At 58.5% G+C, this 25,311-nt stretch carries 22 protein-coding genes; 9 read left to right on the forward strand and 13 right to left on the reverse strand.

All coding sequences use genetic code 11. The annotated features are described in order from the left end of the window. Positions 1–7 precede the first annotated feature (7 nt). Entirely contained in the window at positions 8–1,921 is a 1,914-nt protein-coding gene (locus GS614_RS14485) for an ABC transporter substrate-binding protein (RefSeq protein WP_171726639.1), read from the reverse strand. Further along, positions 1,914–3,686: an ABC transporter ATP-binding protein gene (locus GS614_RS14490; RefSeq protein WP_171726640.1), complete on the reverse strand. Its 1,773-nt coding sequence runs from the start codon at positions 3,684–3,686 to the stop codon at positions 1,914–1,916. The genes GS614_RS14485 and GS614_RS14490 overlap by 8 nt, the downstream gene beginning before the upstream one ends. A gap of 209 nt (positions 3,687–3,895) precedes the next feature. Between GS614_RS14490 and GS614_RS14495 the strand changes: the two genes are divergently transcribed. The 7 genes from GS614_RS14495 to GS614_RS14525 all read left to right on the forward strand — a co-directional run bounded on the left by GS614_RS14495 (position 3,896) and on the right by GS614_RS14525 (position 11,941). After that, the gene (locus GS614_RS14495) at positions 3,896–4,417 is read left to right on the forward strand and encodes a class I SAM-dependent methyltransferase (protein ID WP_171616393.1); all 522 of its coding nucleotides are present in this window, start codon (positions 3,896–3,898) and stop codon (positions 4,415–4,417) included. A gap of 18 nt (positions 4,418–4,435) precedes the next feature. Further along, positions 4,436–5,065 (forward strand): glutathione S-transferase family protein, encoded by a 630-nt coding sequence (locus tag GS614_RS14500; RefSeq protein ID WP_171117336.1) that lies wholly within the window; start codon positions 4,436–4,438, stop codon positions 5,063–5,065. A 111-nt stretch (positions 5,066–5,176) separates the two neighbouring features. Then, positions 5,177–7,579: an FAD-dependent oxidoreductase gene (locus tag GS614_RS14505; protein ID WP_171726641.1), complete on the forward strand. Its 2,403-nt coding sequence runs from the start codon at positions 5,177–5,179 to the stop codon at positions 7,577–7,579. Positions 7,580–7,581: 2 nt separating this feature from the next. After that, positions 7,582–9,126: a trimethylamine methyltransferase family protein gene (locus GS614_RS14510; protein WP_171726642.1), complete on the forward strand. Its 1,545-nt coding sequence runs from the start codon at positions 7,582–7,584 to the stop codon at positions 9,124–9,126. After that, positions 9,127–9,801: a TetR/AcrR family transcriptional regulator gene (locus GS614_RS14515; RefSeq protein WP_171170961.1), complete on the forward strand. Its 675-nt coding sequence runs from the start codon at positions 9,127–9,129 to the stop codon at positions 9,799–9,801. It begins immediately after the preceding gene. Further along, positions 9,798–11,102 (forward strand): FAD-binding oxidoreductase, encoded by a 1,305-nt coding sequence (locus GS614_RS14520; protein WP_171726643.1) that lies wholly within the window; start codon positions 9,798–9,800, stop codon positions 11,100–11,102. Before GS614_RS14515 ends, GS614_RS14520 begins: the two co-directional genes overlap by 4 nt. A 56-nt stretch (positions 11,103–11,158) precedes the next feature. Beyond that, positions 11,159–11,941, forward strand: a complete 783-nt coding sequence (locus GS614_RS14525) for a hypothetical protein (protein WP_171726644.1) — start codon at positions 11,159–11,161, stop codon at positions 11,939–11,941. Here GS614_RS14525 and GS614_RS14530 read toward each other — a convergent pair. After that, the gene (locus GS614_RS14530; protein ID WP_371809406.1) at positions 11,896–12,258 is read right to left on the reverse strand and encodes a DUF3307 domain-containing protein; all 363 of its coding nucleotides are present in this window, start codon (positions 12,256–12,258) and stop codon (positions 11,896–11,898) included. The two genes, GS614_RS14525 and GS614_RS14530, sit on opposite strands and share 46 nt — an antisense overlap. 244 nt (positions 12,259–12,502) lie before the next feature. Here GS614_RS14530 and GS614_RS14535 point away from each other — a divergent pair, with 244 nt between their 5' ends. Continuing rightward, complete coding sequence (locus tag GS614_RS14535) at positions 12,503–15,499, forward strand: cyclic nucleotide-binding domain-containing protein (protein WP_171726755.1); 2,997 nt, start codon at positions 12,503–12,505, stop codon at positions 15,497–15,499. A gap of 3 nt (positions 15,500–15,502) precedes the next feature. Here the strand turns inward: GS614_RS14535 and GS614_RS14540 are convergent, their stop codons facing one another. The 9 genes from GS614_RS14540 to GS614_RS14580 all read right to left on the reverse strand — a co-directional run bounded on the left by GS614_RS14540 (position 15,503) and on the right by GS614_RS14580 (position 23,693). Next, positions 15,503–15,790 (reverse strand): helix-turn-helix transcriptional regulator, encoded by a 288-nt coding sequence (locus GS614_RS14540; protein ID WP_171726756.1) that lies wholly within the window; start codon positions 15,788–15,790, stop codon positions 15,503–15,505. Positions 15,791–15,901: 111 nt separating this feature from the next. Next, a complete protein-coding gene (locus GS614_RS14545) occupies positions 15,902–17,134 on the reverse strand; it encodes a mandelate racemase/muconate lactonizing enzyme family protein (RefSeq protein WP_171726646.1) in 1,233 nt (410 codons plus the stop codon). Positions 17,135–17,153: 19 nt separating this feature from the next. Continuing rightward, positions 17,154–18,248: a Zn-dependent alcohol dehydrogenase gene (locus GS614_RS14550; RefSeq protein WP_171726647.1), complete on the reverse strand. Its 1,095-nt coding sequence runs from the start codon at positions 18,246–18,248 to the stop codon at positions 17,154–17,156. An 82-nt stretch (positions 18,249–18,330) separates the two neighbouring features. Then, positions 18,331–19,530: a TCR/Tet family MFS transporter gene (locus tag GS614_RS14555; protein WP_171232641.1), complete on the reverse strand. Its 1,200-nt coding sequence runs from the start codon at positions 19,528–19,530 to the stop codon at positions 18,331–18,333. Between the two features lie 100 nt (positions 19,531–19,630). Next, complete coding sequence (locus GS614_RS14560) at positions 19,631–20,344, reverse strand: alpha/beta fold hydrolase (RefSeq protein WP_171726648.1); 714 nt, start codon at positions 20,342–20,344, stop codon at positions 19,631–19,633. A 12-nt stretch (positions 20,345–20,356) separates the two neighbouring features. Next, positions 20,357–21,145, reverse strand: coding sequence for a 3-oxoadipate enol-lactonase (pcaD, locus tag GS614_RS14565; protein ID WP_171726649.1), 789 nt, complete (start codon positions 21,143–21,145; stop codon positions 20,357–20,359). 60 nt (positions 21,146–21,205) lie between these two features. Then, complete coding sequence (locus GS614_RS14570; RefSeq protein ID WP_171726650.1) at positions 21,206–22,180, reverse strand: threonine/serine dehydratase; 975 nt, start codon at positions 22,178–22,180, stop codon at positions 21,206–21,208. Further along, positions 22,177–23,007: an alpha/beta fold hydrolase gene (locus GS614_RS14575; RefSeq protein WP_171726651.1), complete on the reverse strand. Its 831-nt coding sequence runs from the start codon at positions 23,005–23,007 to the stop codon at positions 22,177–22,179. The genes GS614_RS14570 and GS614_RS14575 overlap by 4 nt, the downstream gene beginning before the upstream one ends. After that, positions 23,007–23,693: a haloacid dehalogenase type II gene (locus GS614_RS14580; RefSeq protein ID WP_171726652.1), complete on the reverse strand. Its 687-nt coding sequence runs from the start codon at positions 23,691–23,693 to the stop codon at positions 23,007–23,009. Before GS614_RS14580 ends, GS614_RS14575 begins: the two co-directional genes overlap by 1 nt. A gap of 126 nt (positions 23,694–23,819) precedes the next feature. Here GS614_RS14580 and GS614_RS14585 point away from each other — a divergent pair, with 126 nt between their 5' ends. After that, positions 23,820–24,248 (forward strand): peptidylprolyl isomerase, encoded by a 429-nt coding sequence (locus tag GS614_RS14585; protein ID WP_171726653.1) that lies wholly within the window; start codon positions 23,820–23,822, stop codon positions 24,246–24,248. A gap of 271 nt (positions 24,249–24,519) precedes the next feature. Here the strand turns inward: GS614_RS14585 and GS614_RS14590 are convergent, their stop codons facing one another. Beyond that, complete coding sequence (locus GS614_RS14590; RefSeq protein WP_171117365.1) at positions 24,520–25,311, reverse strand: enoyl-ACP reductase; 792 nt, start codon at positions 25,309–25,311, stop codon at positions 24,520–24,522.

A 25,311-nucleotide genomic window follows, 5' to 3' on the forward strand; every position in this document is an offset into this window, starting at 1 on the left:
CTCCTGCTCAATCGGCGAAAAAGAACTCGTCCGGGCGGTGAATGCCGAAATGTGCACCGGGTTCCCAGGCCCACATAGCCTGTTCCGGAACATTTCGCAGGCGGTTTGACACCACAATGGGCTGGGGGGCGCCGTTCAGGATGCCTATGGCATAGACCTGATCGGCATGGATTTTCAACATCTCGGTCCAGACAGCCGCGCGTTCTTCATCGGTCGTGGCGATTTGCCATTCATGCGCCAATTCCATCAGGCGCTGCGCCTCTGACATGTCGGGGGCTTCACCCGCTTCGCCACCGGTCTGATAGTGCTGCCCCCATTTTGGCCAGGCCAGGAACACCTGATCTGTCGGGGCCAGATAAGCCGGGGACGTATGCGCCTGCGGAATACCATCATCCCAACCGAACCAGACGGACGCCATCGAATTGCCCGCGAACACGCGGTTGCGTAGGATGTCCCTGTCCAGCGGGCGCATGACCAGTTTGACACCGATTTCACGCCAGGTATCGGTTACGATCTGAAGCGCGTTTTCGACTTCCTGCCGCTCACCTGCGGTTTCGATTACCAGCTCCATTGGGCGACCGTCAGGCAACAGGCGAATGCCGTTCTTGTCGCGCTGATCCAGACCAGCCTCATCCAAAAGCGCATTGGCCTGATCAACATCGTATTGCGCCCAGGCCGCAGCGTTTTCTTCACTGTAGAAGGGCGAGGCGGGAAGAACCGAGTTCGCGGCGGGGTGTGCGAGTTTGAAGTAAAGCGCCTGGTTGATGGTCTGCCGGTCGATGGCCAGCGACAAGGCGCGCCGCACGCGAACGTCCCTCAGTACATCGCGCCAGACATCATCAGAAAAGTTCAGGTTCGGGTAGATCGCGATCTGCGAGGCCACGCCGGTTTTCCACAACAGCGTTTTGTATCCGCCTTGTGCTTCGCCTTTCTTGAGGATCGACGCGTCTCGGAAGGCAAGGCCACGGCCTTGCAGGTCGCTTTCACCGGCGTTGGTCTTGGCGGCAACAAGACCGGGGGCGACGATCTCCATCTCGACCACGTCAATATAGGGAAGTTGCACCCCCTTGCTGTCGATCCGGTGATAATAGGGGTTGCGCACAAAGTTGTGACGGATTTTCTTGCCCGAACTGGCGTTCAGCCATGGCTGCAACGTGGGAAGTTCGTGGTTGTCGAACTTGTAAAGATTATCCAGCTTGTTGTGCAGCGCCGCCCAGCTTTTGACCCGGGCATCTTCAACCTGAAAGGCAAGCTCTTCCGCGTCCGCGTATTTCTCGTGATACTGTTTCAGAAACGCGGCCGGCCGGTAAATAAACGGCGGTCGTGCTTGTGCCAGAGATTGCAGGAAGTTCGGGTTCGGGTCGTCCCATTCGAAGATCACGGTGGTCTCATCGGGAAACGTGACCGTGGGCAATTTACCTTCGACGATCAGAAAATCGGGTGGGCCTGACGGGCTGAGCAACTCGTTGCTGGCGACGTCTTCCCACCAATAGCGGAAGTCTTCCGAGGTAAAGGGTGAGCCGTCCGACCACTTGTGTCCTTCGCGCAGTTTCAGGGTGAATTTGCGATTGCCCTCGTTTTCATACGAGGCCAGCAGGTCGGGTACCAATTCGTAATCTTGGTTGAACCCAACCAGCCTTGCATAGCCGTAGACAACCATCTGCCGGATATCTTTGGATCGCGTGACCATAGTGCGCAGAGTGCCACCCGGTTTCCCGAATTCTCTTCCTTTTGCGGCCATATCCACAATCAGAGGGTCCTTGGGCAAACGCTCCTGCACTGGCGGAAGATTGCCGCTTTCAACCTCGGCGCTCCAGAAGGCGCTTTCCTGAGGTGTTGGGATTGTATCTGCCGCCGCGGGCAGGATCCCTGAAAACGCCAGCATAGCAGCCAGCAGCAGAGGGCGAATGGTATTAAACATGGCAACGTACCTTATGGCCCGGTTCCAATTCCACCAGTGAGGGTATCACGGTGTCCGAGAAACGAAAGGCTTCATCCCAACTGTCCGGCGCGCCGGCACCCAGAGAAACCAATTGAAGGTCAATCGGGCGATTGATGTCGGGTTCGGGTTGAGCGGCAATCAGCGCCTTGGTGTATGGATGGCGCGGATTGTAGAAAAGAGTTTCGGGCGGTGCCTGTTCGACGATCAGACCCCGCCTCATGACAGCAACTTCGTCAGCGATCCGTGCGACAACGGCCAGATCATGTGAGATGAACAGGTAGGACAGGTTCAGGCTGTCTTGCAGGTTTTCCAGCAAGGTCAGGATTTGTTCCTGAACAGACACGTCCAATGCCGAGGTCGGTTCGTCGCACACGATCAACTGCGGGTCCAGCATCATGGCCCGCGCCACTGAAAGGCGCTGTCGCTGCCCTCCGGAAAACGCGTGCGGATAGCGTTTGAGCATATCACCCGTCAGGCCGACGCGCTGCAACATCTCGGCGGCTTTGTCGCGCTGTTCGGCTGTTGTGCCGATGCGGTGGATTTCCAGTGGTTCGGTCATGGCGTCCTGGATGCGCATCCGGGGGCTGAGCGAACTGTAAGGGTCCTGAAAAACCATCTGTGCCTTGCGCTGAAACGCTGTGCGCTGGGCTCGGGTCATGTTGTGCACCGTGATCGGGTCGGCATCGGGGGCGGTACGAAACAGGACTTCACCACCGGGGTCGGGCAATTCAGCCCCCAAGGCGATGCGGGCCGCCGTTGTCTTTCCCGATCCGCTTTCACCGACAATTGCCAAAGTCTTGCCGCGCGCCAGGTTCAGGTCGACTCCTCGGCAGGCATAGATTGCTTTGTCAGACTGCCATCCTTTGCTGGACCGCATGGTGTAGGTCTTGGACACATCCTTCATCTGAAGGATCAGATCCGTGTCGGGCATCGGTATACCCACCGCGTCCTGATCCGGTATTTCCGGCGCGGCATCAAACAGCTGCTTGGTATACTGGTGTGCGGGCGCGGTCAGGATCGGGGCGGCGGGGCCGGCCTCCATGATACGTCCCTTGTGCATGACGACGACCTGCTCGGCCATGTTGGCGACGACACCCAGATCATGAGTCACCAGAATGAGCGCCATGCCGGTTTCACGCTGCAATTCCTTGATCAGGCCCAGAACCTGCGCCTGCGTGGTCACATCCAGTGCGGTGGTCGGTTCGTCCGCGATCAGCAATTCTGGTTTGGACACCATGGCCATGGCGATCATGGCACGTTGGCGCATACCGCCGGACAACTCGAAAGGGTAGGAGTCATAGGCGCGCTGTGGATCAGGGAACCCGACGCGTTCGAATTGCGTCAGGACCTTTTTGCGTGCCGCGGACTCGGACAGCCCACGATGTAGCCACAAAACCTCGCTGACCTGATTGCCAATCTTGTGCAGCGGGGACAGCGATCTCATGGGCTCCTGAAAGATCATTGAAACCCGATTGCCGCGGACGTCGCGCAGCTTACGTTCGGAAACCGTGGTGAGCTCGCACATCCCCTTGGAATCGTTTAGGGTAATCGTACCGCTTCGAATCTGCGCCGTGCGGGGCAGGATACGTAAGGCTGCGCGGCATGTGATTGTTTTTCCCGATCCCGATTCACCGACCAGGGCAAGCGTCTGTCCGGCTTGGACATCGAAGTTCACATCCGTGACCACGGAATTGCCCGTACCAAAGCCGATGCTGAGGTCTCTTACGGACAACAACGCGCTCATGCGGGTTTTCCACCCGTTTGACCGTTCGATGACATCGGTTACTTCAACTCCCCGTGATTTTTTGTTCAGTGTCGCGCGGTTCCGCCCGTCTAGTCAAACCCGTTCTTGGGCCGAAATGTCGCGAAATCGTGAAACTATGGGCATCGTCGCTACACAAAGTCTTGAGATTTTGTCATCAAGGGCGGCATCGGGCGCATTTATGCTCTCGAATGGTATCAAGGAGATATTTTCCGGTGTCCGAGAATCAAAGCCGTCTGGATCTGTTCATTGATCGCATGGTGTCACAGCGCGCTTGTCTGGATCACGCAATCCGGCTCACTGCGGGCATGGCGGGTCCGGTGTTCGAATTGGGTTTGGGCAACGGGCGTACATATCACCATCTTGTGCAGCACATGGATGGCCGCCCGGTCTATGTGTTCGAACGCGCGGTGGCTTCGCACCCCGACTCGACCCCGCCCGAAGATCACGTGATTCTGGGCGATGTGCGGGATACCCTGCCTGCATCGGTTGAGCGGTTCGGCGCGTCAGCCAGCCTGATCCACGCGGATCTTGGTGGGCACAATCGCGAAAAGAATGACAAATTCGCGCGGTTTGTATCTCCGCTCATCGAGCCTTTGCTTGCTCCGGGCGGGCTGATGGTCTCAAGTGATCGGATGTATTTCGAAGGGCTGACCGAGATGCCGTTGCCCGAAGGCGCCGTCGAAGGGCGCTGTTTCATATATCGCCGCTGACCGAAAAGGAGTAACGGCATGATTTTTTACGATTGCTCCACTGCTCCAAACCCCCGTCGTGCGCGGATGTTCATTGCCGAAAAAGGATTGGATATCGAAACGCATGAGGTCTCGATTGCGAAAGGTGAACAATTGAGCGAAGCCTTTCGCGCCGTGAACCCACGGGCCACGATCCCGGTTCTGGTAACGGATGACGGAACCGTTCTGACAGAAAATCTGGGCATTGCGGCATTTCTGGAGGCACGGTTTCCCGAACCGCCTTTGATGGGCCGAACCCCCGAGGAAAAAGGATTGGTTCTGATGTGGAACGCGATCGTCGAACATCAGGGCGGGGCACCGATTGCCGAGGCTCTGCGCAATGGACATCCTGCCTTCAAGGATCGCGCCATTCCAGGCCCTTCCAATCATGCGCAGATTCCCGAACTTGCACAGCGCGGGCGCGAGCGTGTGGCATCCTTCTTTGAAATGCTGGAATCACGTCTGACGGAAAGCCCTTTTGTGGCCAGTGACGTGTTTTCCCTGGCGGATATCTCGGCTTTCGTTTTTGTCGATTTCGCCCGCGTCATCAAGATGCGTATCCCGGAAGACAACGCGGCCACCCTGGCGTGGTTTCGAGCCATCCAATCTCGTCCAAGCGCAAGTCTGTAAACCTGCCGAACCGTGCCGTGTTGCGTTGTGATCGGCACTGTACAGAAATGTCTAGACAGATGTGAACAGTGCCACTAGCGTCTCCTCAGATTCTGTTCAGGGGAGGTCGGGATGAAATCCCAATATCGCGTCGTGGTCATCGGAGGAGGCGTTGTCGGGGCCTCGGTTCTGTATCACCTGGCCAAGTTTGGCTGGTCGGATGTCGTCATGTTGGAGCGGCGGCGGCTGGCGTCTGGGTCGTCCTGGCACGCAGCGGGAGGCATTCATGCTTTGAATGCCGATCCGAACATGGCGTCTTTGCAGGCCTATACGATTGATCTGCTCAGCGAGATCGAGAAGGAATCAGGCCAGAATATCGGCCTGCACATGACCGGTGGTCTGACGCTGGCGGGAACCCCCGAGCGGTGGGAGTGGTTGCAGGCCAATTACCGTATCTTCCAGTCCATCGGCATTGATGACTGTGAACTGCTGAGCCCTGAAGAGGCGCAGAAACGCTGCCCGATCATGTCCACCGATGGCATTCTGGGCGCGATGTGGGCCGACCGCGAAGGCTATATCGACACCACAGGCACCGTGCAGGCCTATGCCACAGCCGCGAAAAAGCGCGGGGCGGAATACTATGAGGAAACCAAGGTCGAGGAACTGATCCAGACGGCGGATGGCTGGCAGGTGGTGACCGACAGGGGCACGATCACTTGCGAACATGTGGTCAACGCCGCCGGCCTGTGGGCCAAGCAGGTGGGGCGCATGGCAGGGGTCGAACTGCCGGTTTCTCCGCTGAAACACCATTACCTGATCACCGACACGGTGCCCGAGGTCGCAGCGGCTGATTTCGAGATGCCGATGACCGTGGATCTTGAGGGCTTCACCTATATGCGGCAGGACCAGAAGGGCGTTCTGGTGGGCATCTACGAGGTCGATCACGAACACTGGGCCATGGACGGCGCGCCGTGGAATTATGGCGAAGAGCTATTCCAGGAGCAGCTGGACCGCATCGAAAACGAACTGACGTTGGGGTTCGAACGCTATCCGGCGATCCAGAACGTGGGCATCAAGACATGGGTGAACGGCGCGTTCACCTTCTCGCCCGACGGCAACCCTCTGGTCGGTCCGGTGCCGGGCAAGCGCGGCTATTGGACCGCCTGCGCGGTGATGGCCGGGTTTCTGCAAGGCGGCGGCGTCGGCAAGACGCTGGCCGAATGGATGATCCATGGCGAGCCCGAGGCCGACGCCTGGCCGATGGATGTGGCGCGCTATGGCGACTATGCCCAGAACAAGCGCTATATCCGCGAGACGACCGGGCAGTTCTATTCCCGCCGCTTCGTGATGACCTATCCGAACGAGCAACTGCCCGCCGGACGGCCGCTGAAAATGGTACCGGCGCATGATGCAATGACCGAGGCGGGTTGCAAATGGGGCGTCAGCTGGGATCTTGAAGTACCGCTTTATTTCGCGCCGAAAGGGTTCGAGGAAACGCCGACGCTCAAGCGTTCGAACGCGCATGACATCGTGGCCGAGGAATGCAAAGTGATCCGCGAAGGTGCGTGCTTGCTGGATATTTCGGGCTTTTCTCGGTTCGAGGTTTCCGGTCCGAACGCGGAAGCCTGGCTGGATATGGTAATGGCCTCCAAGCTCCCCGGCCCGGGTCGTGCGAAACTGGCCCCGATGTTGGGTGAGGATGGGCGGCTGAAGGGCGATCTGACGGTGCTGAACTGGGGCGACGGGACCTGGTGGATCATGGGCAGCTATTACCTGCGGGCCTGGCATATGCGCTGGTTCGACGATCACATGATGGATGGCGTCAATATCCGTGATTTGGGCGAGGAATATTGCGGCTTTGCCGTGGTCGGGCCGAAGTCACAGGCGGTTGTGGAAAAACTGGCGGAACAGGATATCTCGGGCTTGAAGTTCATGGGTTGCGGCGATTTCGATATCGGCCTCGTGCGCGCCCGCGTCGCCCGCATGTCGGTGACCGGAGAAAAGGGCTACGAGATCAACTGCCGCTATGGCGACCATATCAAGCTGCGCCGCATCCTGTTGGAAGCAGGGGCCGAGGAAGGCATCCGCGAATGCGGCTTCAACGCGATGCTGTCAACACGGCTTGAAAAAAGCTTTGGCATCTGGTCGGCGGAATTCACGCAAGCCTATACACCGGGCATGACCGGAATGGATCGCTGGATCGCCTGGGACAAGGACTTTGTTGGAAAGGCGGGCGCGCTTGCCGAACGTGACGGCAACGGCCCCGCGCAAATTCAGGCGACATTGGAAATCGATGCTCTGGACGCAGATGCCAGCGGATACGAACCGGTCTGGGCCAATGGCGAACGCGTTGGGTTCGTAACCTCGGGCGGCTACGGGCACTACACCGGCAAGTCACTGGCGATGGCCCTGATCGATCGGGACAAGGCGGAACCGGGCACGGAACTGTCCGTCCACGTGGTGGGGGTTGAACGCCCGGCGCGCGTGATTGCGCCGTCACCTTATGACCCCGAAGGCAAAGCGATGCGAGGCTGATCATGACTGCTGCGGAGCGCGGGCGCCGACGGCGGGGGCGGGGGGCTGAAGCCGCCCCGCAGCCCGGTCGCGATGTGAACTATCGCCAGCTCAGGAACCCTTTCCCACAGATGGAAGTGTTCCCGGCCGATCAAATCGCGGATATGCATGACACCGCCTTGCGGACACTGGAAGAGTTGGGGGTAAAGACCCTGCTTCCCGAGGCGCGGAAACTGTTTAAACAGGGCGGCGCGCGGGTGGATGAAGACACTGAGATGGTGTTTGTCGGGCGCGAGATGGTTGAAGCCGCAGTCGCGTCAGCGCCCAAATCCATCGCCTGTCGCGCCGGCTCGCGGCGTCGCGATTTTACGCTCGAACTGGGCTCGCTGGTGTTTCAACCCGGAGCCGGCGCGCCGAACGCAACCGACCTTGAACGTGGTCGGCGCCCGGCGACGGGTCAGGATTATCTGGAGTTTCTGAAGCTCACCCATCATTTCGACGTGTTCCAGATGATCTCGCCGCAGGTCGAGCCGCAGGATGTGCCGACCCATCTGCGCCATTACTTCACGACTCGGGCCCAGATGGAACTGACGGACAAGTTTCCGTTCTTCTTTTCGCGTGGAACCCCGCAAGTGATGGACTGCTTTGAGATGCTGACCACGGCCCGCGGTCTTTCGGATGATGCGTTCCGGGGCAACGCGCATTGCTATACGATCATCAACACCAACAGCCCGCGCACATTGGATATCCCCATGGCACAAGGTCTGATCGACTTTGCCCGCCACGGTCAGATGTCGATCATCACACCCTTTACCCTGATGGGCGCGATGGCACCGATCACCGTGGCCGGGGCGATCACCTTGTCCCATGCCGAGGCCCTTGCCGCGCTGACTTTGACCCAACTTGCCAATCCTGGTGCTCCGGTCTGCTATGGCACGTTCACCAGTAACGTGGACATGAAGTCCGGCGCGCCCGCCTTTGGCACGCCCTCGCACTTTCAGGCATCACTGGCTGCGGGCCAACTGGCGCGGCATCTTGGTTTGCCCTGGCGGTCGGCTGCCGGATCGGCGTCAAACACCAACGACGTACAGGCCGCAAACGAGAACCAGTTTGGCCTTTGGGGATGCATTATGGCCGGTGCAACGGTGATCATCCACTCCGCAGGCTGGTTGGAAGGCGGGTTGACGGTTTCCTTCGAAAAGCTGGTCTGCGATGCAGAAGTGCTGAACATGGTCGCCGAACTGTGCGCGGGCGTTCAGGCAGGGCCGTCCGAGATCGGGTTTGAAACTGCATTGAGTGAGGTTGAACCCAGTGGCCACTTCTTTGCATCAAGCCAGACGATGGAGCGCTATAATACTGAGTTCTATCAACCGCATGTCCATGACTACGCCAATTTCGGCACCTGGGCCGAACGCGGGTCGGTGGACGCGAACCATCGGGCAACGGATGTTTGGAAAGGCATTTTGAACGACTTCCGGGCGCCCGCTGTCGACAATGATCGGACAGGTGATTTACATGAGTTCATTGCCCGTCGTACCGCCGAGGGCGGTGCCCCACCGGAGAGTTGAATGAGCCCGAAACCGATCCTTCATCGCGATGACCCCGAGGCCGAACCATTGATCGGCAACATCAAGGTCACGCGCGACGACTGGCTGAACGTGGCGATGGATGTGCTGATTTCGGACGGGGTGGACCAGATCAAGGTCCTGAACCTGGCCGAACGGATGGCAGTATCGCGGTCGTCGTTCTATTGGTACTTCAAATCCCGGCAAGAGTTGCTGGATGCATTGCTGGCGCGCTGGCAGGCCACCAACACCGCCGCCTTGGTCGCGCAGGCCGAAGCACCAGCCGAGACGATAACGGCGGCCGTCTGCAACGTTCATCGGTGCGTGGTGAACACCGATCTGTTCGATACTGCGCTGGACTTTGCCGTACGTGACTGGGCGCGAAAATCAGGCAAGGTGCGGCGTATTCTGGACCAGTCGGACGCCCGCAGGCTGGAAGCGCTGCACGCCATGTTCGCCCGCTACGGCTATTCCGAGATCGAAGCCGAAACCCGGGCGCGCGTGCTGTATTACATGCAGATCGGTTATGATCTGGCGCAATTGAACGAACCTATCGAGATGCGGCTGTCGATGGTGCCGCATTACCTTTACGCCTTCACAGGTGTCGAGCCGAAACCCGAGGAAGTTGAAGAATTCAGCGCGTATTCCCTGCGCTTTTGGAAAGGAAACCAGACATGAGCCAACCAGACGCAATCATCATCGGTACTGGCGTGATCGGCGCGGCCATTGCGTTCGAGATGTCCAAGGCAGGTTGGAAAACCCTGTCATTGGACCGGAATTCTCAGGTCGGGCACGGTTCTACCGCGGGGTCCTGCGCAATTATCCGGATGCATTATTCCACATTCGATGGAACCGCGTTTGCCTGGGAAGGCTACCACTACTGGCGCGACTGGGCCGAGTATCTTGGCTTGCCGCAAGACGCCAACCTTGCGCAGTTCCGCGAAACCGGCTGTCTGGTCATGAAGACCGAGGCGAACGGGATGCTGGAGAAGCACATGCGCAATTCGTCCGAGCTGGATTGCCCGTTCGAGGAATGGTCAGGTGAAAAAGTGCTGGACCGCTTGCCGGTCTATTCGCTGGACAGCTTTGCCCCGGCGCGGCGCATGGACGATCCGGAATTCGGCCAGCCCAACGGGCGCAAAATGACGGGCGGGGTGTACTGGCCGCAGGCGGGCTATGTCACCGACCCGGCCCTGTCGGCGCAGAACCTGATGGATGCTGCGAAGCTGCACGGGGCCGAGGTGCGAACCGGCGCTGAAGTCACGGAGATTCTGACCGAGGGCGGGCGCGTTTCCGGCGTCAAGCTGGCTTCGGGCGAGGAAATCCACGCCAAGGTCGTTGTCAATGTTGCGGGACCTGGTTCGTCGATCATCAACAAGATGGCCGGCGTTCTGGACGATATGACCATCAAAACCCGGCCCTTGCGGCAGGAGGTCGTGCATGTTCCCGCCCCCGAAGGCTTCGATTTTGAACACGACGGAACCATCGTTTCGGACAGTGACATCGCCTGCTATTGCCGCCCGGAACACGGCAATCACATCCTTGTCGGATCGGAAGACCCGGAATGTGATCCGCATCAGTGGTGCGAGGACGATGTGAACTACAATCGGGAATTCACCGACCAATGGACCACACAGGCCATGCGGTACGCGCAGCGTGTGCCCAGCCTTGGCATTCCTTCAAAAACGCGGGGCGTGGTTGACCTGTATGATGCGTCTACCGACTGGATTCCGATCTATGACAAATCCAGCCTGCCGGGGTTCTACATGGCTTGTGGTTCCAGCGGAAACCAGTACAAGAATGCGCCGATTGCGGGCAAGATGATGGCGGCACTGATCGATTACTGTGAAAACGGCGCCGATCACGACGCGAACCCTTTGCAGTTTGAATTGCCATACATCAAGCGGACAATCGACGTGGGTTTCTACTCACGCAAACGCCCGATCAATGAGGAAAGCAGTTTCTCGGTTCTGGGCTAGCCGCGGTTCGCAATAGGTCTATGTCATGTGGGGCTGTCAACAAGCGTGGCCTCACTATGACCGACCCAAAGACCACCGTATTGATCCTTGGCAGCGCCCCATCGGCGCTGGCGGCGCGGGCATGGTCGCGCACGCCTTTCACACATATCGTCGCCATCAACAACGCATGGCGCATCCGAGAAGACTGGGATTACCTGATCCATCCCGAAGACTTCCCGGCAGAGCGCCGCCCTGATAAAGTTCTTGGTACTCAACACATAGTCACTGCCGACGAATACGTCCCAAGACAAAATGACTATGGCGGGTTCGTCTATGCCGGCGGAACGATGGCTTTCACGGCAGGCTATTGGGCTTTGTCAGCCCTGAAGCCGGATGTTCTGGCTTTTTCCGGTTGCGACATGATGTATTCAGGATCGGGACGAACACATTTTTACGGAAATGGCACTGCGGACCCTTTGCGAGAGGACGTGACACTGCGTTCGCTTGAAGGGAAATCCGCCCGCCTGGGGCTCTACGCAGCCGCACAGGGGTGCAGAACCGTGCGGTTGTCCAGCGCGCCAAGCCGGCTTGTATTTCCGTCCGTCAACATATCTGACCTGACGACCGTACCGCTTCCCGTTGTAACTGCCATGCACAATGTGCGGCAAATTGAAGATGAACTTGGATACTATGTTGCTTCGGGCCGGTATTGGGAAGTTGAACACCGGTTCGACCCTGATGAGATTGATGTATTGGATCGGATGTGGCTAAGGGCCTATCAGCTAGCCGTATCGGAAAACGCGGCCAGGCACGGTCAGACGGCGGCGAAAGTAACCCAGGCCCAAACCATCGCAACATAAGTCAGGTTGTGCATCAACTGATCCAAACCGGCGGCGCGCCAAAACGCGGGTTGCGTTGGCTCAAGCCGCTTTTTGTCTGAATAGCTGGCCTTGACGAAATCGATATTGAAATGGATGAACCATTCCAGCGCCGCGACGATCAGAATAAAAAGCAGCGGCGCGCCGAACACCAAAAAAACGACGACAGAACCCACAACATGCACAGCGGCATGTTGCGCGCGTCCCAAATGAAAATACTCACCCCGGCCGGAAAGCATCTTCGGTGTCTGGAGGTAATAGTCAGCGAACATATGCTTGATCAGCAAAAGACAAAGCATAAGAAACACTGCGCCAATACTGGCAGTCAAAAGAACCCTCCCGATATCGTTCTCAAGCCAACATTAGGCAATAAAACGGGCGCGCGTAAATGAACTAGTTCACATACGGTCAAGAAATTTTCCAAAAGGGAAAAATTTGCTTATCCTGTCTGGATGGTATTTGATTCATGCTGTTGAAATTGCATGCATTACGTTCAATCCGCGTCGTCGGTCAGCAGCAGGGGCAGGTTCCATAGAACGCACGATTTTCCGCTTTATCTGGAAATACTCCAAACGCGAACAGCTGATCCTGCTGGCCGTGACGGCGACGTTGTTTCCTTTGCTGTACCTCACACTTGAGCTGCCAAAACGAATAATCAATGACGCGATCGGGTCGTCCACCACTGAGGTAACGGTCTGGGGCTATTCCTTGTCGCAGACCAATTTTCTGATTGTTCTGTGCTTTGCCTTTCTGGCGGCTGTGCTGTGCCACGGCCTGATGAAAATGCGCATCAACACCATGAAAGGCGTGCTGAGTGAGCGGATGCTGCGGCGCTTCCGCTATCAGTTGATCAGCCGGGCGCTGCGCTTTCCTCAACCCTATTTCGAGCGTGTCAGCCAAGGTGAAATGGTGTCAATGATCACCGCCGAAAGCGAGCCGATGGGCGGCCTGATGGGCGATGCGATCAGCCAGCCGGTTCTTCAGGCCGGCCAAATGATCACCATACTTTCCTTCCTGTTCCTGCAAAGCGTCTGGTTCGGGCTGGCCGCGGTGGCGCTGATACCCTTGCAGGCCTGGTTGATCCCCAAGCTGCAACGCCAGATCAACCTGCTGAACAAAAAACGCATTCAGGAGGTTCGGGTTCTGGCGGCGCAGATCGGCGAGAACGCAGCGGGCGCGTCCACCCTGCGGACCAATGGCGGCTGGCGTTTTCGCCGGTCGATGATCTCAGAGCAATTGGGACGCCTGTTCGGCATCCGTTTCGAGATCTATCAAAAGAAGTTTTTCATGAAATTCCTGAACAACTTCATCTCGCAGCTTACACCGTTCATGTTCTATCTGGTTGGTGGTCTGTTGGTGCTTCAGGGCTCGGTTTCACTGGGGGCGCTGGTTGCCGCATTGGCTGCGTACAAGGATCTCAGCTCACCTTGGAAGGAACTGCTGACCTATTACAACCAGACCCAGGACATGTCGCTGCGCTGGGATGTGGTTCTTGACCGTTTTGCCCCGGCCGGAATGCATGATGAAACCTTGTTTGAAGGTGAACCTACCGAGTGGCCGCACCTGAACGGCGACATCGTGCTGGATCACGTTTCGGTGCGCGACATGGATGGCAATCAGGTGCTTGATGATCTGGACCTCAGTTTTCCTGCCGGAAAGACAATTGGGATCGCCGCCCCCAGCGAGGAAGATCGACGCGCCATCGGCGAATTGCTGACACGGGAAATACGTCCAAGTGCTGGCCAGGTTCGGATCGGGGATCTGAAACTGGCCGAGGTGCATCAGGCGGTTGTCGCCGCGCGTATCGGGTATGTCACATCACGCCCTGTCATGTTTCAGGGTACGCTGGGCGACAACGTGATGATGCCGATGCGGTTCAAACCGCTGACTGACCCGCCGGACGATCCGGATTTTCTTGAAACTCTGAGGGCGGGCAACAGTGCCGATCCGTTCAGGGCGGAATGGTTGGACCCAACTCTGGCCGGCTTTCAGGACGCCGCAGAACTGCGTGCCTGGTGGTTGCAGTTGATTGATGGAATGGGGTTTGGCGCAGCGCTGTTCCAACGAGGCGCCGAACAGAGTTTCGATGCGGCCGAGCATTGTGAACTGGCAAAGAAACTGATCGAGCTGCGCCCGGTCGTGCAGCAGGCCGTTCGGGATGCCGGGCTGGAACAACAGGCGCTTGTCTTTGACCGGAACACCTACAACGCGGCCCTGCCTGTGGCTGAAAACCTGCTTTTCGCAACGCCACGTGTTCCTGTGACACAGGCTTTGCTTGCGCAGCAAAAGGTCTTTCTCGGACAGTTGCGTGAACTGGGGCTGGACGAGACATTGATCGCGTTGACACGCGATGTGATCGACATGCTGCGCCAGATCTTCGGGATCGATGGAACCGACCACCCGTTGTTTCAAAAGCTTGGTCTTGATGCAAAAACCTATGAAATTGCAGTGGATCTGGTGGACCAGACCCGCAAAGAAGGTTCGAACGGGCTGGATGACGAACAGCTTGCCAACATGTTGGCGGTGCCATTTGTGATCTCTGCCGAACAGATCGGACCTGCGTTCACGGATGAACTGAAGGATCGCATCCTCGAACTCCGGCACAGCCATTCCGAGAAACTGATGGAGCGTTTGCAAGACGTCTTCGTTCCATTGGATCCGAACGTCTTTGCGCCCGGATTGACGGTCATGGAAAATGCGCTGTTCGGAAAAGTCAGCCAGATTGGCGGTTCCCGGTCGGACGAAGCCCGCAAGGTGATTGTCGATGTGTTGGCTGAAAACGGCGCGCGCCCATTGGTCACAGAGCTGATCTATGATGTGCAGGTTGCTTTGGGCGGTCAGAATCTTCCGGCGGTATTTGCCGAACCCTTGGCCTTTACCCGTGCGACGATCAAGAAACCCGACATCCTGATTCTGGAAAATGCGCTGGCCAGCTACGACATGAAAACGCAGGTGGCGGTCTATAAACGGCTCCGTGAACTGCTGCCGCACACCACCGTCGTCTATCTGAATGATCAGTTCGAAAACCCCGGTGCATTCGACATGTATGTGGAAATCCGGCAAGGTCGTGTGGTCTCGGACGGAGGGCCTGTAGAGGTGGAGGAAGACAGTGCAGCATCGGCGGATTTGACGCGGAAACTGCGTGCTCTGGAACAAACCCCGTTGTTTTCGGGCCTGGATCGGCGTCAGCTGCGCCTGCTGGCCTTTGGTGCGCGCTGGTTTGATGCCGAGCCGGGGCAGGTGGTGTTCTTGAAAGATGACCAACCCACCGACGGTGCCTATGTGGTGCTGGAGGGCGAAGCAGGTTTGTATCTGCCGCAAGAACAGGGGCCTGACCAATTGATCACCAAAGTTGGGCCTGGTGCTTTGGTCGGAGAGCTGGGCCTGATCAGAAAAGAACCACGTGCGCTGAGCATGGTGGCGGAAACCCAGCTTTCCTGTTTGCGGATCGGTGAAGAAGAATTCCTTGCCGTTGTGGAAAACGACGCGGCGACCGCATTCAAGCTGTTGCAGGTGATCGCCGGCTATGTGTCCAATTAGCGATCAGCAGTCCGTGTTGCAGAACAAATCATAAAGCAGACGGATCACTTTTTCCGTGGCGCCGTCGCGCAATGAATAATAGATCGTTTTGCCTTCCCGACGCGTCGAGACCAACTCTTCCTCGCGCAGGCGCGCCAGCATCTGGCTGACTGCGGCCTGCCGCAGCTGAAGCAGCTCTTCAAGTTGGCCAACGGATTTTTCACCACCACCAAGATGGCACAAGATCATCAGGCGCCCCTCATGCGCCAGTGTTTTAAGAAACGCAGCCGCGCGTACAGCATTGTCTTTCATGTCCGGCAGAGCGTCTGTTGGGTGTTCCTGAGGTTCGGTTTCGTTAAGTGCCACTTTCAGACCGTCATATCGCGTTTGTGATGCCAATATGCATCAAGGCCATTGATATTGTCACCCCTCGGTTGCCGGGGCGCCCCCTTGAAAAGCGTTGCCTTCAACGTAATCGCATGGGTCTTCCTGCATTTGCAGATGCAAACCGTCTCCGTCATATGGGTGCGCGCGGGCCAGGTCTTCATCGACATCGATCCCAAGGCCCGGAGCATCCGGGGCGGCGACAAAGCCATTCTCGACCCGGATCGAGCCCTTGATCAGTTGATCGTGGAACGGTGTTTCGATGGTTTCCAGAAGCAGCAGGTTGGGAATGGACGCCGCCAGATGAATATTGGCGGCCCATTCCACCGGACCGGCATACAGGTGCGGAGCCATCTGCGCGTTGAAGACCTCGGCCATGGCGGCGACTTTCTTCATCTCCCAGATTCCGCCTGCGCGTCCCAGGGCCGGTTGCAGGATTTCGGCGGCTCCGGCGCGCAGGACGGCTCCGAATTCGGCCTTTGTGGTCATCCGCTCTCCGGTTGCAACCGGAATGCGTACATTGCGCGCGACGCGGGCCATGTCTTCGATATTGTCCGGCGGCGTAGGTTCTTCGAACCACAGAGGTTGGTACGGTTCCAACGCCTGCCCCAGACGAATTGCACCGGCCGTGTTGAACTGGCCATGGGTACCGAACAGCAGATCGGCCCTGTCCCCCACGGCCTCGCGGATCGCCTTGCAGAAGGCGACGGACATGGAAATGTCGTTCATCGCGGGCATGTGCCCGCCGCGGATGGTATAGGGGCCGGCCGGGTCGAATTTCACGGCGGTGTAGCCACGTTTTACCATTTCCGCCGCCGTTTCACCGGCCTGTTCGGCAGAGGTCCAGAAATCGTTCAGGTTGTGCTGGGGCAGGGGGTACAGGTAAGTATAGGCCCGGATCCGGTCATTCATCCTGCCGCCCAGCAGCGCATGCACCGGCCTGTCGCGATCTTTGCCCAGAATGTCCCAGCAGGCGATTTCCAACCCCGAGAATGCGCCCATCACCGTCAGGTCCGGGCGCTGCGTAAAGCCGCTGGAATAGGCGCGGCGGAACATGAGTTCAATGTTTTCGGGGTTTTCTCCTAACATATGCCGGTCGAACACGTCCTGAATGACATGACGCATCGCTTCGGGGCCCACCGACGAGGCATAACATTCACCCCATCCCGTGATGCCGGTATCGGTCGTCACTTTGACAAGTATCCAGTATCGCCCTCCCCAGCCAGGAGCGGGCGGGGCGGTGACGATGACGTCGAGATCCTGAAGTTTCATCCCAAATCCTTTTGGTGGGTCAGGTCCTGTCGAACAGGATCACATTTCGCTTGGCCGATCCGGTTTTGGTGTCGGCGATGGCCTCGTTGATCTGATCCAGAGACCAGCGGCCCGAGATCAGCTCGTCCAGTTTCAACCGCCCCTGCTTATACAGGTCCACCATCCAGGGTATGTCGCGCTGAATGACCACGTCGCCCATTTTCGACCCGACGACACCCTGACCCAGGGCTGCCAATACAACAGGTTCATAGCTGGCCATGTCACCGGAATGTGGCATCCCGATCACGATCGCCTTGCCGCCGCGCCCAAGATAGCGCGGAGCCTGATCATAAGCGGGAACCGCGCCGACAGTGATCAGAACGGCATCGGCACCGCGTCCACCCAGCGCCCTGTATGCAGCTTTCCAAGGTTGATCCAAGCTGGCCAAAACGCCGTGGGTTGCGCCGAACTCTTTGGCGACCTCAAGCTTTTCTTCGGTCATGTCCACGGCCACGATCCGCCGGGCGCCTGCAATCCGCGCGCCTTGAATTGCGTTCAGGCCGACACCGCCGGCCCCAATGACCACCACGTCCTGACCGGGGCGCACGCCTGCCGCATTCACTGCAGCGCCGACCCCGGTGATCACACCGCAGGACAGCAGGCTGGCCAGTTCCTTGGGCAGGTCATCCGGGATTTTGACGATCTGGCGGTGGCTTACCACGACCTTTTCGGCAAAGGCCCCGCATGCCATCGCCTGTTCGAGCGGGCCGCCATCGCCTGTTTTCAATGGACCTTTGACAGTGTCGTAGGGTGTTTCGCAAATTGTCGGTTGCCCGCCTGCGCAAGCAGGGCAAGACCCGCAGGCGCGGATCAGGGTCACCACCACAGGGTCGCCGACCTTGAAATCCCCGGCCGCCTCTCCGACTGCGGTGATCACGCCTGCGGCTTCGTGCCCGTAAACGGCTGGCAGGAACCCTCCCCATGCGCCTTCGGCATAGGAAATGTCCGAATGGCAGATGGCCACGGCATCCAGTGTCACCTCGACCTCGCCCGTGTCAGGGGGGCCCAGATGAACGTCTTCGATCACCAGTGGCTCGCCAAATGCCCGGCAGACTGCGGCTTTGATTTTTTGCATGTTGTCCCTCACTCCCGTTGGGTTCACGGTGGCGCGGGAAAAGGCGGCTCGCAAGGCAGAAACCGCCATTTGCGTGTCGTTGTTACGCTACGACAGGCCGGGACCGTCTGAACAGAAGGAACCCTGCCAGCATCAACAAGAGTGCCAGCAGAAAAGGGGCGCCGGGCAGGTAGAGCGGGGTGTCAGGTCGAATGAACTGCGCGAATACGCTGGTCATCACCAACGGTGAGATCACCATCGAAAGCGCATGCAACGCAGTCAGGACACCTTGCAATTCACCTTGCTGAGAGTCTGGTGTGGCCCGTGACATCATCGCCTGAAGGGCGGGCGTGATGACCGCCCCAATGGCGGTAATCGGAATGAGAAGCAGTGCGATCAGGCCGTTGGTCAGAAAGGCCAGAATGGCGAAGCTTATGATTTCAAAGATCATGCCATAGATGATTGTTGCCCGCTCGCCCAAAAGCCGGATGGCCGGGCGGATCAGACCGCCTTGCACGACGGCCATGCCGATACCATAGATTCCAAGCGACAGGCCGATCATCTGCGCGGACCAACCGAAGCGCTCGGTCGTGAAATAGGACCAGATGGCCGGATAGACGTAGATTGAAACCGAATACAGGAAATAGACCCACAGCATCGGCTGGATGCCGGGCAATGATGCTATGGCGCGAAGCGAGTTCACCGGGTTCGCACGTCGCAGGTTGAAGGCACGCCTGTTTTCATCGGTCACCGTTTCGGGCATCACGAAATATCCGATGCAGAAGGTCAGCGCCGCCAAACCCGCAGCAGCCCAGAATGGTGCACGGGTTCCAAATTCGCTTAGCAATCCGCCGATCACCGGACCCAGAACGAACCCCACGCCAAATGCCGCGCCCAGAAGGCCGAAATTTGCGGCCTTGTCTTTTGGGGCGGACACATCGGCCATGAAAGCCGCCGCTGTCGAATGGGTGGCCGCCGTGATGCCGCCGACGATACGTCCGACCAGCAAAAGCCAGATGCTGCCCGCCATGGCCATGACGACATAGTCCAGCGCCATGACGAACAAGGACACCAGCAATACCGTTCTGCGCCCGTAAGCATCGGAAAGGTTTCCCAGAATGGGGCCGAAGATGAATTGCATCGCGGCAAAGGCTGTGCTCAGCACACCGCCCCAGATCGCGGCATTGGCCAGGGTGCCGCCCTGAACCTCGACAATCAGTTGCGGCATGATCGGCATCACAAGACCAATGCCCATAGCATCGATCATGACGATGCCAAGGATGAAGAAAAACGGCAGACGCATGGGACCTGAACAAATGAGTTGTGAGCGGCACCCTAGTCATGCCCGACGAATGAGGAAAGAGACAGTTCCGCCGGACACCCCATGTCGTTGCGGCAGGTTGCTAGAGTTTGCCCGCCAGTTCGGACAGAAGCTCAGCCAATTCCTGCGGATGTGAAAAAAACGGCGAATGCGAGCTGTCGATTGTACGTCGAAGGTTTTCGGGGACGCAGGCGCTCATGTCTGCCTGGTACTCGGTCGGTATCGTGTGGTCGTCGGTTGTTCGGATATAGGCCTTGGGGACCTTGGCAAAGCGTGCGCCGACAGGCAGCGGTGTTTCTTGTGGCAGGATGGCTTGCGGACACAGGCGCGCGTATGCGTATGGCAGGATGTCGTCCGGGCAATCGTGATAAAACAGCTGTGGGATCGCATCCACGGACACGGTATAGGAAAGCCCGTCCGCAGATTTTTCCACTGCGTGCGCAATGGTTTGCCGCGGCCCGCGCCTGCGCATTTCCGCCATCGAAAGACCATCCCGGGGGACATAGGCACACAGGTAAATCAAAGCGCGCATTGCATCCGAGCGCGCCTCGGCCGCTGCGCTGATCGGAAAGCCGGCCCAGGAATGGCCGACGACGATCGTATCGGGTGTACAGGCGTTCAAAATGGCATCGCGGCAACTGTCCAGCGTGACGTCGGCCACCGGCGTGGGGTCTGCACCATGGCTGGGCATGTCGATGGCGCGGGCGGTATGGCCCAGGGCTTCCAAAGCGGGGATCAGGTCGCGCCAGCACCAGGCGCCGTGACACGAGCCATGGACTAACAGGAAGGACGTCATTGTCATTCTCCTTCAGACATGTCCGATCTCGGTCAGAAATCCGGTCAGGATTTTTGCGTATTCCGCGGGTTTCTCAACGCAAGGCAAATGTCCGGCGCGGCGGATCAGCCGAAATCGGGATCCGGGAACAAGATCAATCGTTTCCCGCACCAGATCGGGCGGGGTCGATCCGTCTTCGCTGCCCGCAATCCCAAGCGTGGGCAGGCGCAGGCCGCTTGTGGGGGTATAAAAGTCGGTACCGGCAATGGCGGCACAGCAGCCCAGATACCCTTCGACTGGTTGGCTGACCATCATATCGCGCCAGGGCAGGTGATTTTGGGCGCGGCGGAATTCGCGCGAGAACCACCGCTCCATCGTGGCATCGGCCAGAGTCTCGATCCCGCCCTTACGCACCGCCTGAATGCGCTCTTGCCAGATCGAAGGCGTGGCGATCTTGGCAGCGGTGTTCGACAGCACCAGCGCACGAATCTGGTCCATGCGTTTGACCGCCAGCCCCTGCGCGATCATCCCGCCAATAGAGAGGCCGACAAAGACGCAATCGCGAACCTGAAGGTGATCCAGCAGCGCCTCGGCATCCCGCACCAAAGCGCCCATCGAATAGGGTGCATGGGGCACCGAGGATTGCCCGTGCCCGCGCTTGTCATATCGGATGATGCGCAGCCCGTCGGGCATGTATGGCAGCACCGCATCCCAAAGACGCAGGTCGGTTCCCAGGGAATTGGCAAACACAATGGGTGCACCGTCAGGGGGGCCGTCGATGCGATAGTTCAGTTTCAAGTCGCCCAGATCAGCGATCATCATGACAAAGGTCCTTGTCGTCACGGCGGTCCAGATGCAATTTGCACGGCTTTCGCACCCATGTCAGGTCAGGAATTCCAACGCCTTAGCAAATATTCCCGGATCGACATTCCCACCCGATGTGACGACGATCACATCGTCACCTTCGATCTCGTCGCCCCGGAAAAGAGCCGCGGCCAGGGCTACGGCACCACCGGGCTCCAATACGATCTTGAGGCGCAGAAAGGCATGGGCCATGGCCTGCAACGCCTCGTCTTCGGTGACAGAGAGTCCGGGCCCACAAAGACGATGGAGGATCGGAAAGGTGATATCACCGGGCTGCGGTGTCAGGATCGCATCGCATATGTTACCCGACGCCGCAGTGTTGTTTTGAATGCGACCTGACGCCAAGGATCGTTTGACGTCATCGAACCCTTCCGGCTCACAGGGGCGCGCCCGCAAGTTCGGCGCGTGTTTCTCCAGCGCCAGCGCAATGCCCGAGGTCAAACCTCCGCCGCCGCAACAGATCAGAACATCCGCCTGCGAAACCCCAAGTTCCGCTGCCTGCCTGGCGATTTCCAGCCCGGTTGTGCCTTGCCCCGCAATGACTTGCGGTTCGTCATAGGGGCGGATCAGGGTCAGACCACGCTCTGCCGCGATGGCTTCGCCAATCTCCTCCCGGCCTTCATTCGCGCGATCGTACAAAACGACTTCTCCGCCCAGCGCGCGGGTATTGTCGATCTTGAGTTGCGGCGCGTCCGACGGCATGACGATGACCGAGGCAATCCCGTGCTTCGAAGCGGCCATCGCAACGCCCTGCGCGTGGTTGCCCGATGAATATGCGATCACGCCGCGCTTGCGTATGCCCTCATCCAGCGCCGAAATGGCCGACCACGCGCCGCGAAACTTGAAACTGCCGGTATGTTGCAGACATTCCGGTTTGACCCAGATCCGGCGGCCCGCGAGGGTGTCGAGAAAGGGCGACGACAGGATCGGTGTTTCGCGGACATGTCCTTTCAGCCGGTCTGCGGCGGCTTCGATCATCTCAAGTGTGCTCATGCGGCGTTCTTCAATACCTTCTGTATCAGGTCCAGTGATTGGGGTTCGTTCAGGAACGGAACATGCCCGCGATCCGGTACCTCGACCGAGATCAGGCCAGGATGGCGACTGTGCATCTCGGCCAGAGTGGCCACGCCCAGAACATCGGAATTCGCGCCCCGGATCACACCGGTGGGAATGTCGCGCAAGGCTTCGAAGAACATCCATAGATCAGGGGCTGCCCCGCTTGCAGCTTGTTCAAGAAGCGCCTTGCGCAGGGCTGGATCGTATCGCAGCTTCAGCCCATCTTTGCGCATTTCATACTGAAATTCTGCCTGTTTGCGCCAGGTTTCCAGTGGAACACCGGGAAATTGCGGCTCCATTACGTGTTTCAATGCGGCGGCGGCTTCATCACAGGTTTTGGCCGTGGGTTGCGCCCCCACGTAGGCCATGATCTTGGCGATACCTGACGGCTCGATTACCGGCCCCACGTCATTCAGAATTACGGCGGCCAGACGTTCAGGATGGCTTGCGGCCAGCGCCATGGCGATCAGTCCGCCGCGCGATGTTCCCAGAATAACTGCTTTCGCGATCCCCAGATGATCGAGCAGTTCAATCGCGTCATGGGATTCGCGAAAGATATTGTAGTTCATGAAATCAGGGTCGTATTCCGAACGCCCGCGCCCCCTGTAATCCATGGCGATCATGCGCAGGCCCGAGGCATGTGGCGCAAAAAACGAAAAATCGCGGCTGTTTCGGGTCAGACCGGCCAGACACAAAAGCGGCGTGCCGGTGCCGGTCTCTTCGAAATAGATGCGCCTGCCGTCCGTTGTCATGAACTCTGACATCAGAGACCGGCCAGTTTGGGAATCGAGGTCAGATCAGACAGCACATGCGCAGGTGTCCAGGGAAGGCGGTCCATGGGTTCACCAATCCGATTGACCCATGCGGTCACAAAACCGTACCCGCTGGCCCCGGCAGCATCCCAGCCATTCGAACTGACGAACAACACGTCACCGCGTGCGCAGCCAAACCTGTCTTGCACCAGATCATAGACGCGTGCATGGGGTTTGAAGACGCCGACGCTTTCGACCGACAGCACATCATCCAATACATCCCCGATTCCGGCGGATTTCACGGCTCCATCCAGCATGGGTGGCGACCCGTTGGACAGGATCGCCGTTTGCAGCCCGGCTTCCTTGAGGGCTTTCAACATGGCCGGAACTTCGGGATAGGCCTGCAATTCCCAATAGAGATCAAGCAGACGTTGGCGCAGGTCCGGGTCGCCTTGCAGGCCTGTGGCCTCCAGAGCCCAATCCAGCCCGTCCTGGGTGACGTCCCAGAAATCCGCATGTGCATCCGCCACGGCGCGCAGCCATGTGTATTGCAGTTGTTTCAGACGCCAATGCGCCGCAACTGTGGTCCACTTGTCTTTCAGGCCTTCGAAACCCGGCTCGTCTGCCGCCTGTCGGGCAGCGGCAGCAACGTCGAACAGTGTTCCGTAGGCGTCGAACACACAGGTCGTGATCGCCATATGATCCTCCTCTGATTGCGCGCAGGTTGGCACATCGGGGAATGGGGTGAAAGGGCCGAGGCTTTACAACATTGTGTCAACCCCTAGGGTTGGCTGCTTAACCCCTTAGAACGGCCGGAGGCCACGATGACTGAAATAAAACAGGGCGACACGGTTCGCATCCACTACACCGGGACGTTGCTGGACGGCAAAGTCTTTGACAGCTCGGACGGGCGTGATCCGCTGGAATTCGTGGTCGGGTCGGGCCAGATCATCCCAGGTTTGGACAGTGCCATGCCGGGTCTGTCCACCGGGGACAAGACGCGGGTCGAGATTGCCTGCACCGACGCCTACGGCCCGATCAACCCGGCGATGCGTCAGGAAATTCCCCGTGAAGGCATTCCAGACGACATCCCCCTGGATCCCGGGACACAGTTGCAGATGCAAACGCCAGAAGGTCAGGCCGTGCCTGTAACGGTTGTCGATTCAAACGACGCCACCGTTACCCTGGATGCAAATCATCCGCTGGCAGGGCAGGATCTGGTTTTCGAGATCGAAGTCGTTTCAGTCAACTGAGACATGGTTCGGGCCGGATGTCCGGCCCGGATCTCACCCTATCAGAGCGTGAAACGCGGCCCGCACCTGTGGCTGCGTAAAGAAGACAAACACCAGCAGCAGCGAAGTCAACGTAAGCAATAGCACCCTGGCCCGTTGGCTGAGAAAGCCGGGTTTTCGCCGACTTTGCGTCACGCGTGCATTATTTGCAATGATTTGGTCAAGTTTGCTCATATCGATTACCTGCCGCTAAATGATGGTAAAATCTGGGCAGCGGCAGGGAAAGATATGGTCACATGGATTCGGGTTGAGGCATGCCCAGAACGTGGAAACCACCGTCAACGCGGATGATCTCACCCGTCGTGCAGGCACCGGCATCTGACGTCAGGTACACAGCCGTTCCGCCGACAGCTTCAAGTGTGGCGTTAGAGCGCATCGGTGCATTCTGATCGCAGAATTTGTAGGTCTTGCGTGCGCCGCCGATGGCTGCACCGGCAAGGGTTCTCATCGGCCCCGGGGAAATCGCATTCACGCGGATGCCATCGGGGCCAAGATCGTTGGCCAGATAGCGCGTTGCTGATTCCAGCGCAGCCTTTGCGACACCCATCACGTTGTAGTTGGGCACAACCCGGTTGGAACCCTGATAAGTCAGGGTCAACAGAGACCCGCCATTGTCTTTCATCATCGGATAGGCGCGACGCGCGACCTCGATGAAGGAATAGGCCGAAACATCCATCGAATGCTTGAAATTCGCCCGTGTGGTATTCAGGAACCGACCTGTCAACTCGGACTTATCCGAATAGGCGATAGCATGGACCAGGAAATCTATGGTGGGCCAACGTTCGGCCAGCTCGCCAAAAGCGCGATCCAGAGACTCGTCGTCGGTAACATCCGCATCGACCATGAAATCGCTGCCCAGGCTCTGAGCCAACGGCTCCAGCCGCTTTCCGAATGCCTCGCCCTGATAGGTGAATGCCAGTTCGGCGCCAGCCTCGTGCATGGCCTTGGCAATGCCCCACGCAATCGAGCGGTCATTGGCCACGCCCATGATCAGGCCGCGTTTACCTTTGAGAAGATCCGACAT

It is taken from the genome of Ruegeria sp. HKCCD6604 (assembly GCF_013110635.1).
Lineage (GTDB): Bacteria > Pseudomonadota > Alphaproteobacteria > Rhodobacterales > Rhodobacteraceae > Ruegeria.

Excerpts from the sequence above, each read along its gene's own strand:
- GS614_RS14575 (WP_171726651.1), bottom strand. The coding sequence starts at position 23,007 with ATGTCAGAGTTCATGACAACGGACGGCAGGCGCATCTATTTCGAAGAG.
- GS614_RS14585 (WP_171726653.1), top strand. The coding sequence starts at position 23,820 with ATGACTGAAATAAAACAGGGCGACACGGTTCGCATCCACTACACCGGG.
- pcaD (WP_171726649.1), bottom strand. The coding sequence starts at position 21,145 with ATGATGATCGCTGATCTGGGCGACTTGAAACTGAACTATCGCATCGAC.
- GS614_RS14495 (WP_171616393.1), top strand. The coding sequence starts at position 3,896 with ATGGTATCAAGGAGATATTTTCCGGTGTCCGAGAATCAAAGCCGTCTG.
- GS614_RS14580 (WP_171726652.1), bottom strand. The coding sequence starts at position 23,693 with ATGGCGATCACGACCTGTGTGTTCGACGCCTACGGAACACTGTTCGAC.
- GS614_RS14590 (WP_171117365.1), bottom strand. The coding sequence starts at position 25,311 with ATGTCGGATCTTCTCAAAGGTAAACGCGGCCTGATCATGGGCGTGGCC.
- GS614_RS14525 (WP_171726644.1), top strand. The coding sequence starts at position 11,159 with ATGACCGACCCAAAGACCACCGTATTGATCCTTGGCAGCGCCCCATCG.
- GS614_RS14510 (WP_171726642.1), top strand. The coding sequence starts at position 7,582 with ATGACTGCTGCGGAGCGCGGGCGCCGACGGCGGGGGCGGGGGGCTGAA.
- GS614_RS14505 (WP_171726641.1), top strand. The coding sequence starts at position 5,177 with ATGAAATCCCAATATCGCGTCGTGGTCATCGGAGGAGGCGTTGTCGGG.
- GS614_RS14560 (WP_171726648.1), bottom strand. The coding sequence starts at position 20,344 with ATGACGTCCTTCCTGTTAGTCCATGGCTCGTGTCACGGCGCCTGGTGC.
- GS614_RS14540 (WP_171726756.1), bottom strand. The coding sequence starts at position 15,790 with ATGAAAGACAATGCTGTACGCGCGGCTGCGTTTCTTAAAACACTGGCG.
- GS614_RS14520 (WP_171726643.1), top strand. The coding sequence starts at position 9,798 with ATGAGCCAACCAGACGCAATCATCATCGGTACTGGCGTGATCGGCGCG.
- GS614_RS14530 (WP_371809406.1), bottom strand. The coding sequence starts at position 12,258 with ATGCTTTGTCTTTTGCTGATCAAGCATATGTTCGCTGACTATTACCTC.
- GS614_RS14550 (WP_171726647.1), bottom strand. The coding sequence starts at position 18,248 with ATGCAAAAAATCAAAGCCGCAGTCTGCCGGGCATTTGGCGAGCCACTG.
- GS614_RS14515 (WP_171170961.1), top strand. The coding sequence starts at position 9,127 with ATGAGCCCGAAACCGATCCTTCATCGCGATGACCCCGAGGCCGAACCA.
- GS614_RS14555 (WP_171232641.1), bottom strand. The coding sequence starts at position 19,530 with ATGCGTCTGCCGTTTTTCTTCATCCTTGGCATCGTCATGATCGATGCT.
- GS614_RS14485 (WP_171726639.1), bottom strand. The coding sequence starts at position 1,921 with ATGTTTAATACCATTCGCCCTCTGCTGCTGGCTGCTATGCTGGCGTTT.
- GS614_RS14500 (WP_171117336.1), top strand. The coding sequence starts at position 4,436 with ATGATTTTTTACGATTGCTCCACTGCTCCAAACCCCCGTCGTGCGCGG.
- GS614_RS14490 (WP_171726640.1), bottom strand. The coding sequence starts at position 3,686 with ATGAGCGCGTTGTTGTCCGTAAGAGACCTCAGCATCGGCTTTGGTACG.
- GS614_RS14570 (WP_171726650.1), bottom strand. The coding sequence starts at position 22,180 with ATGAGCACACTTGAGATGATCGAAGCCGCCGCAGACCGGCTGAAAGGA.
- GS614_RS14545 (WP_171726646.1), bottom strand. The coding sequence starts at position 17,134 with ATGAAACTTCAGGATCTCGACGTCATCGTCACCGCCCCGCCCGCTCCT.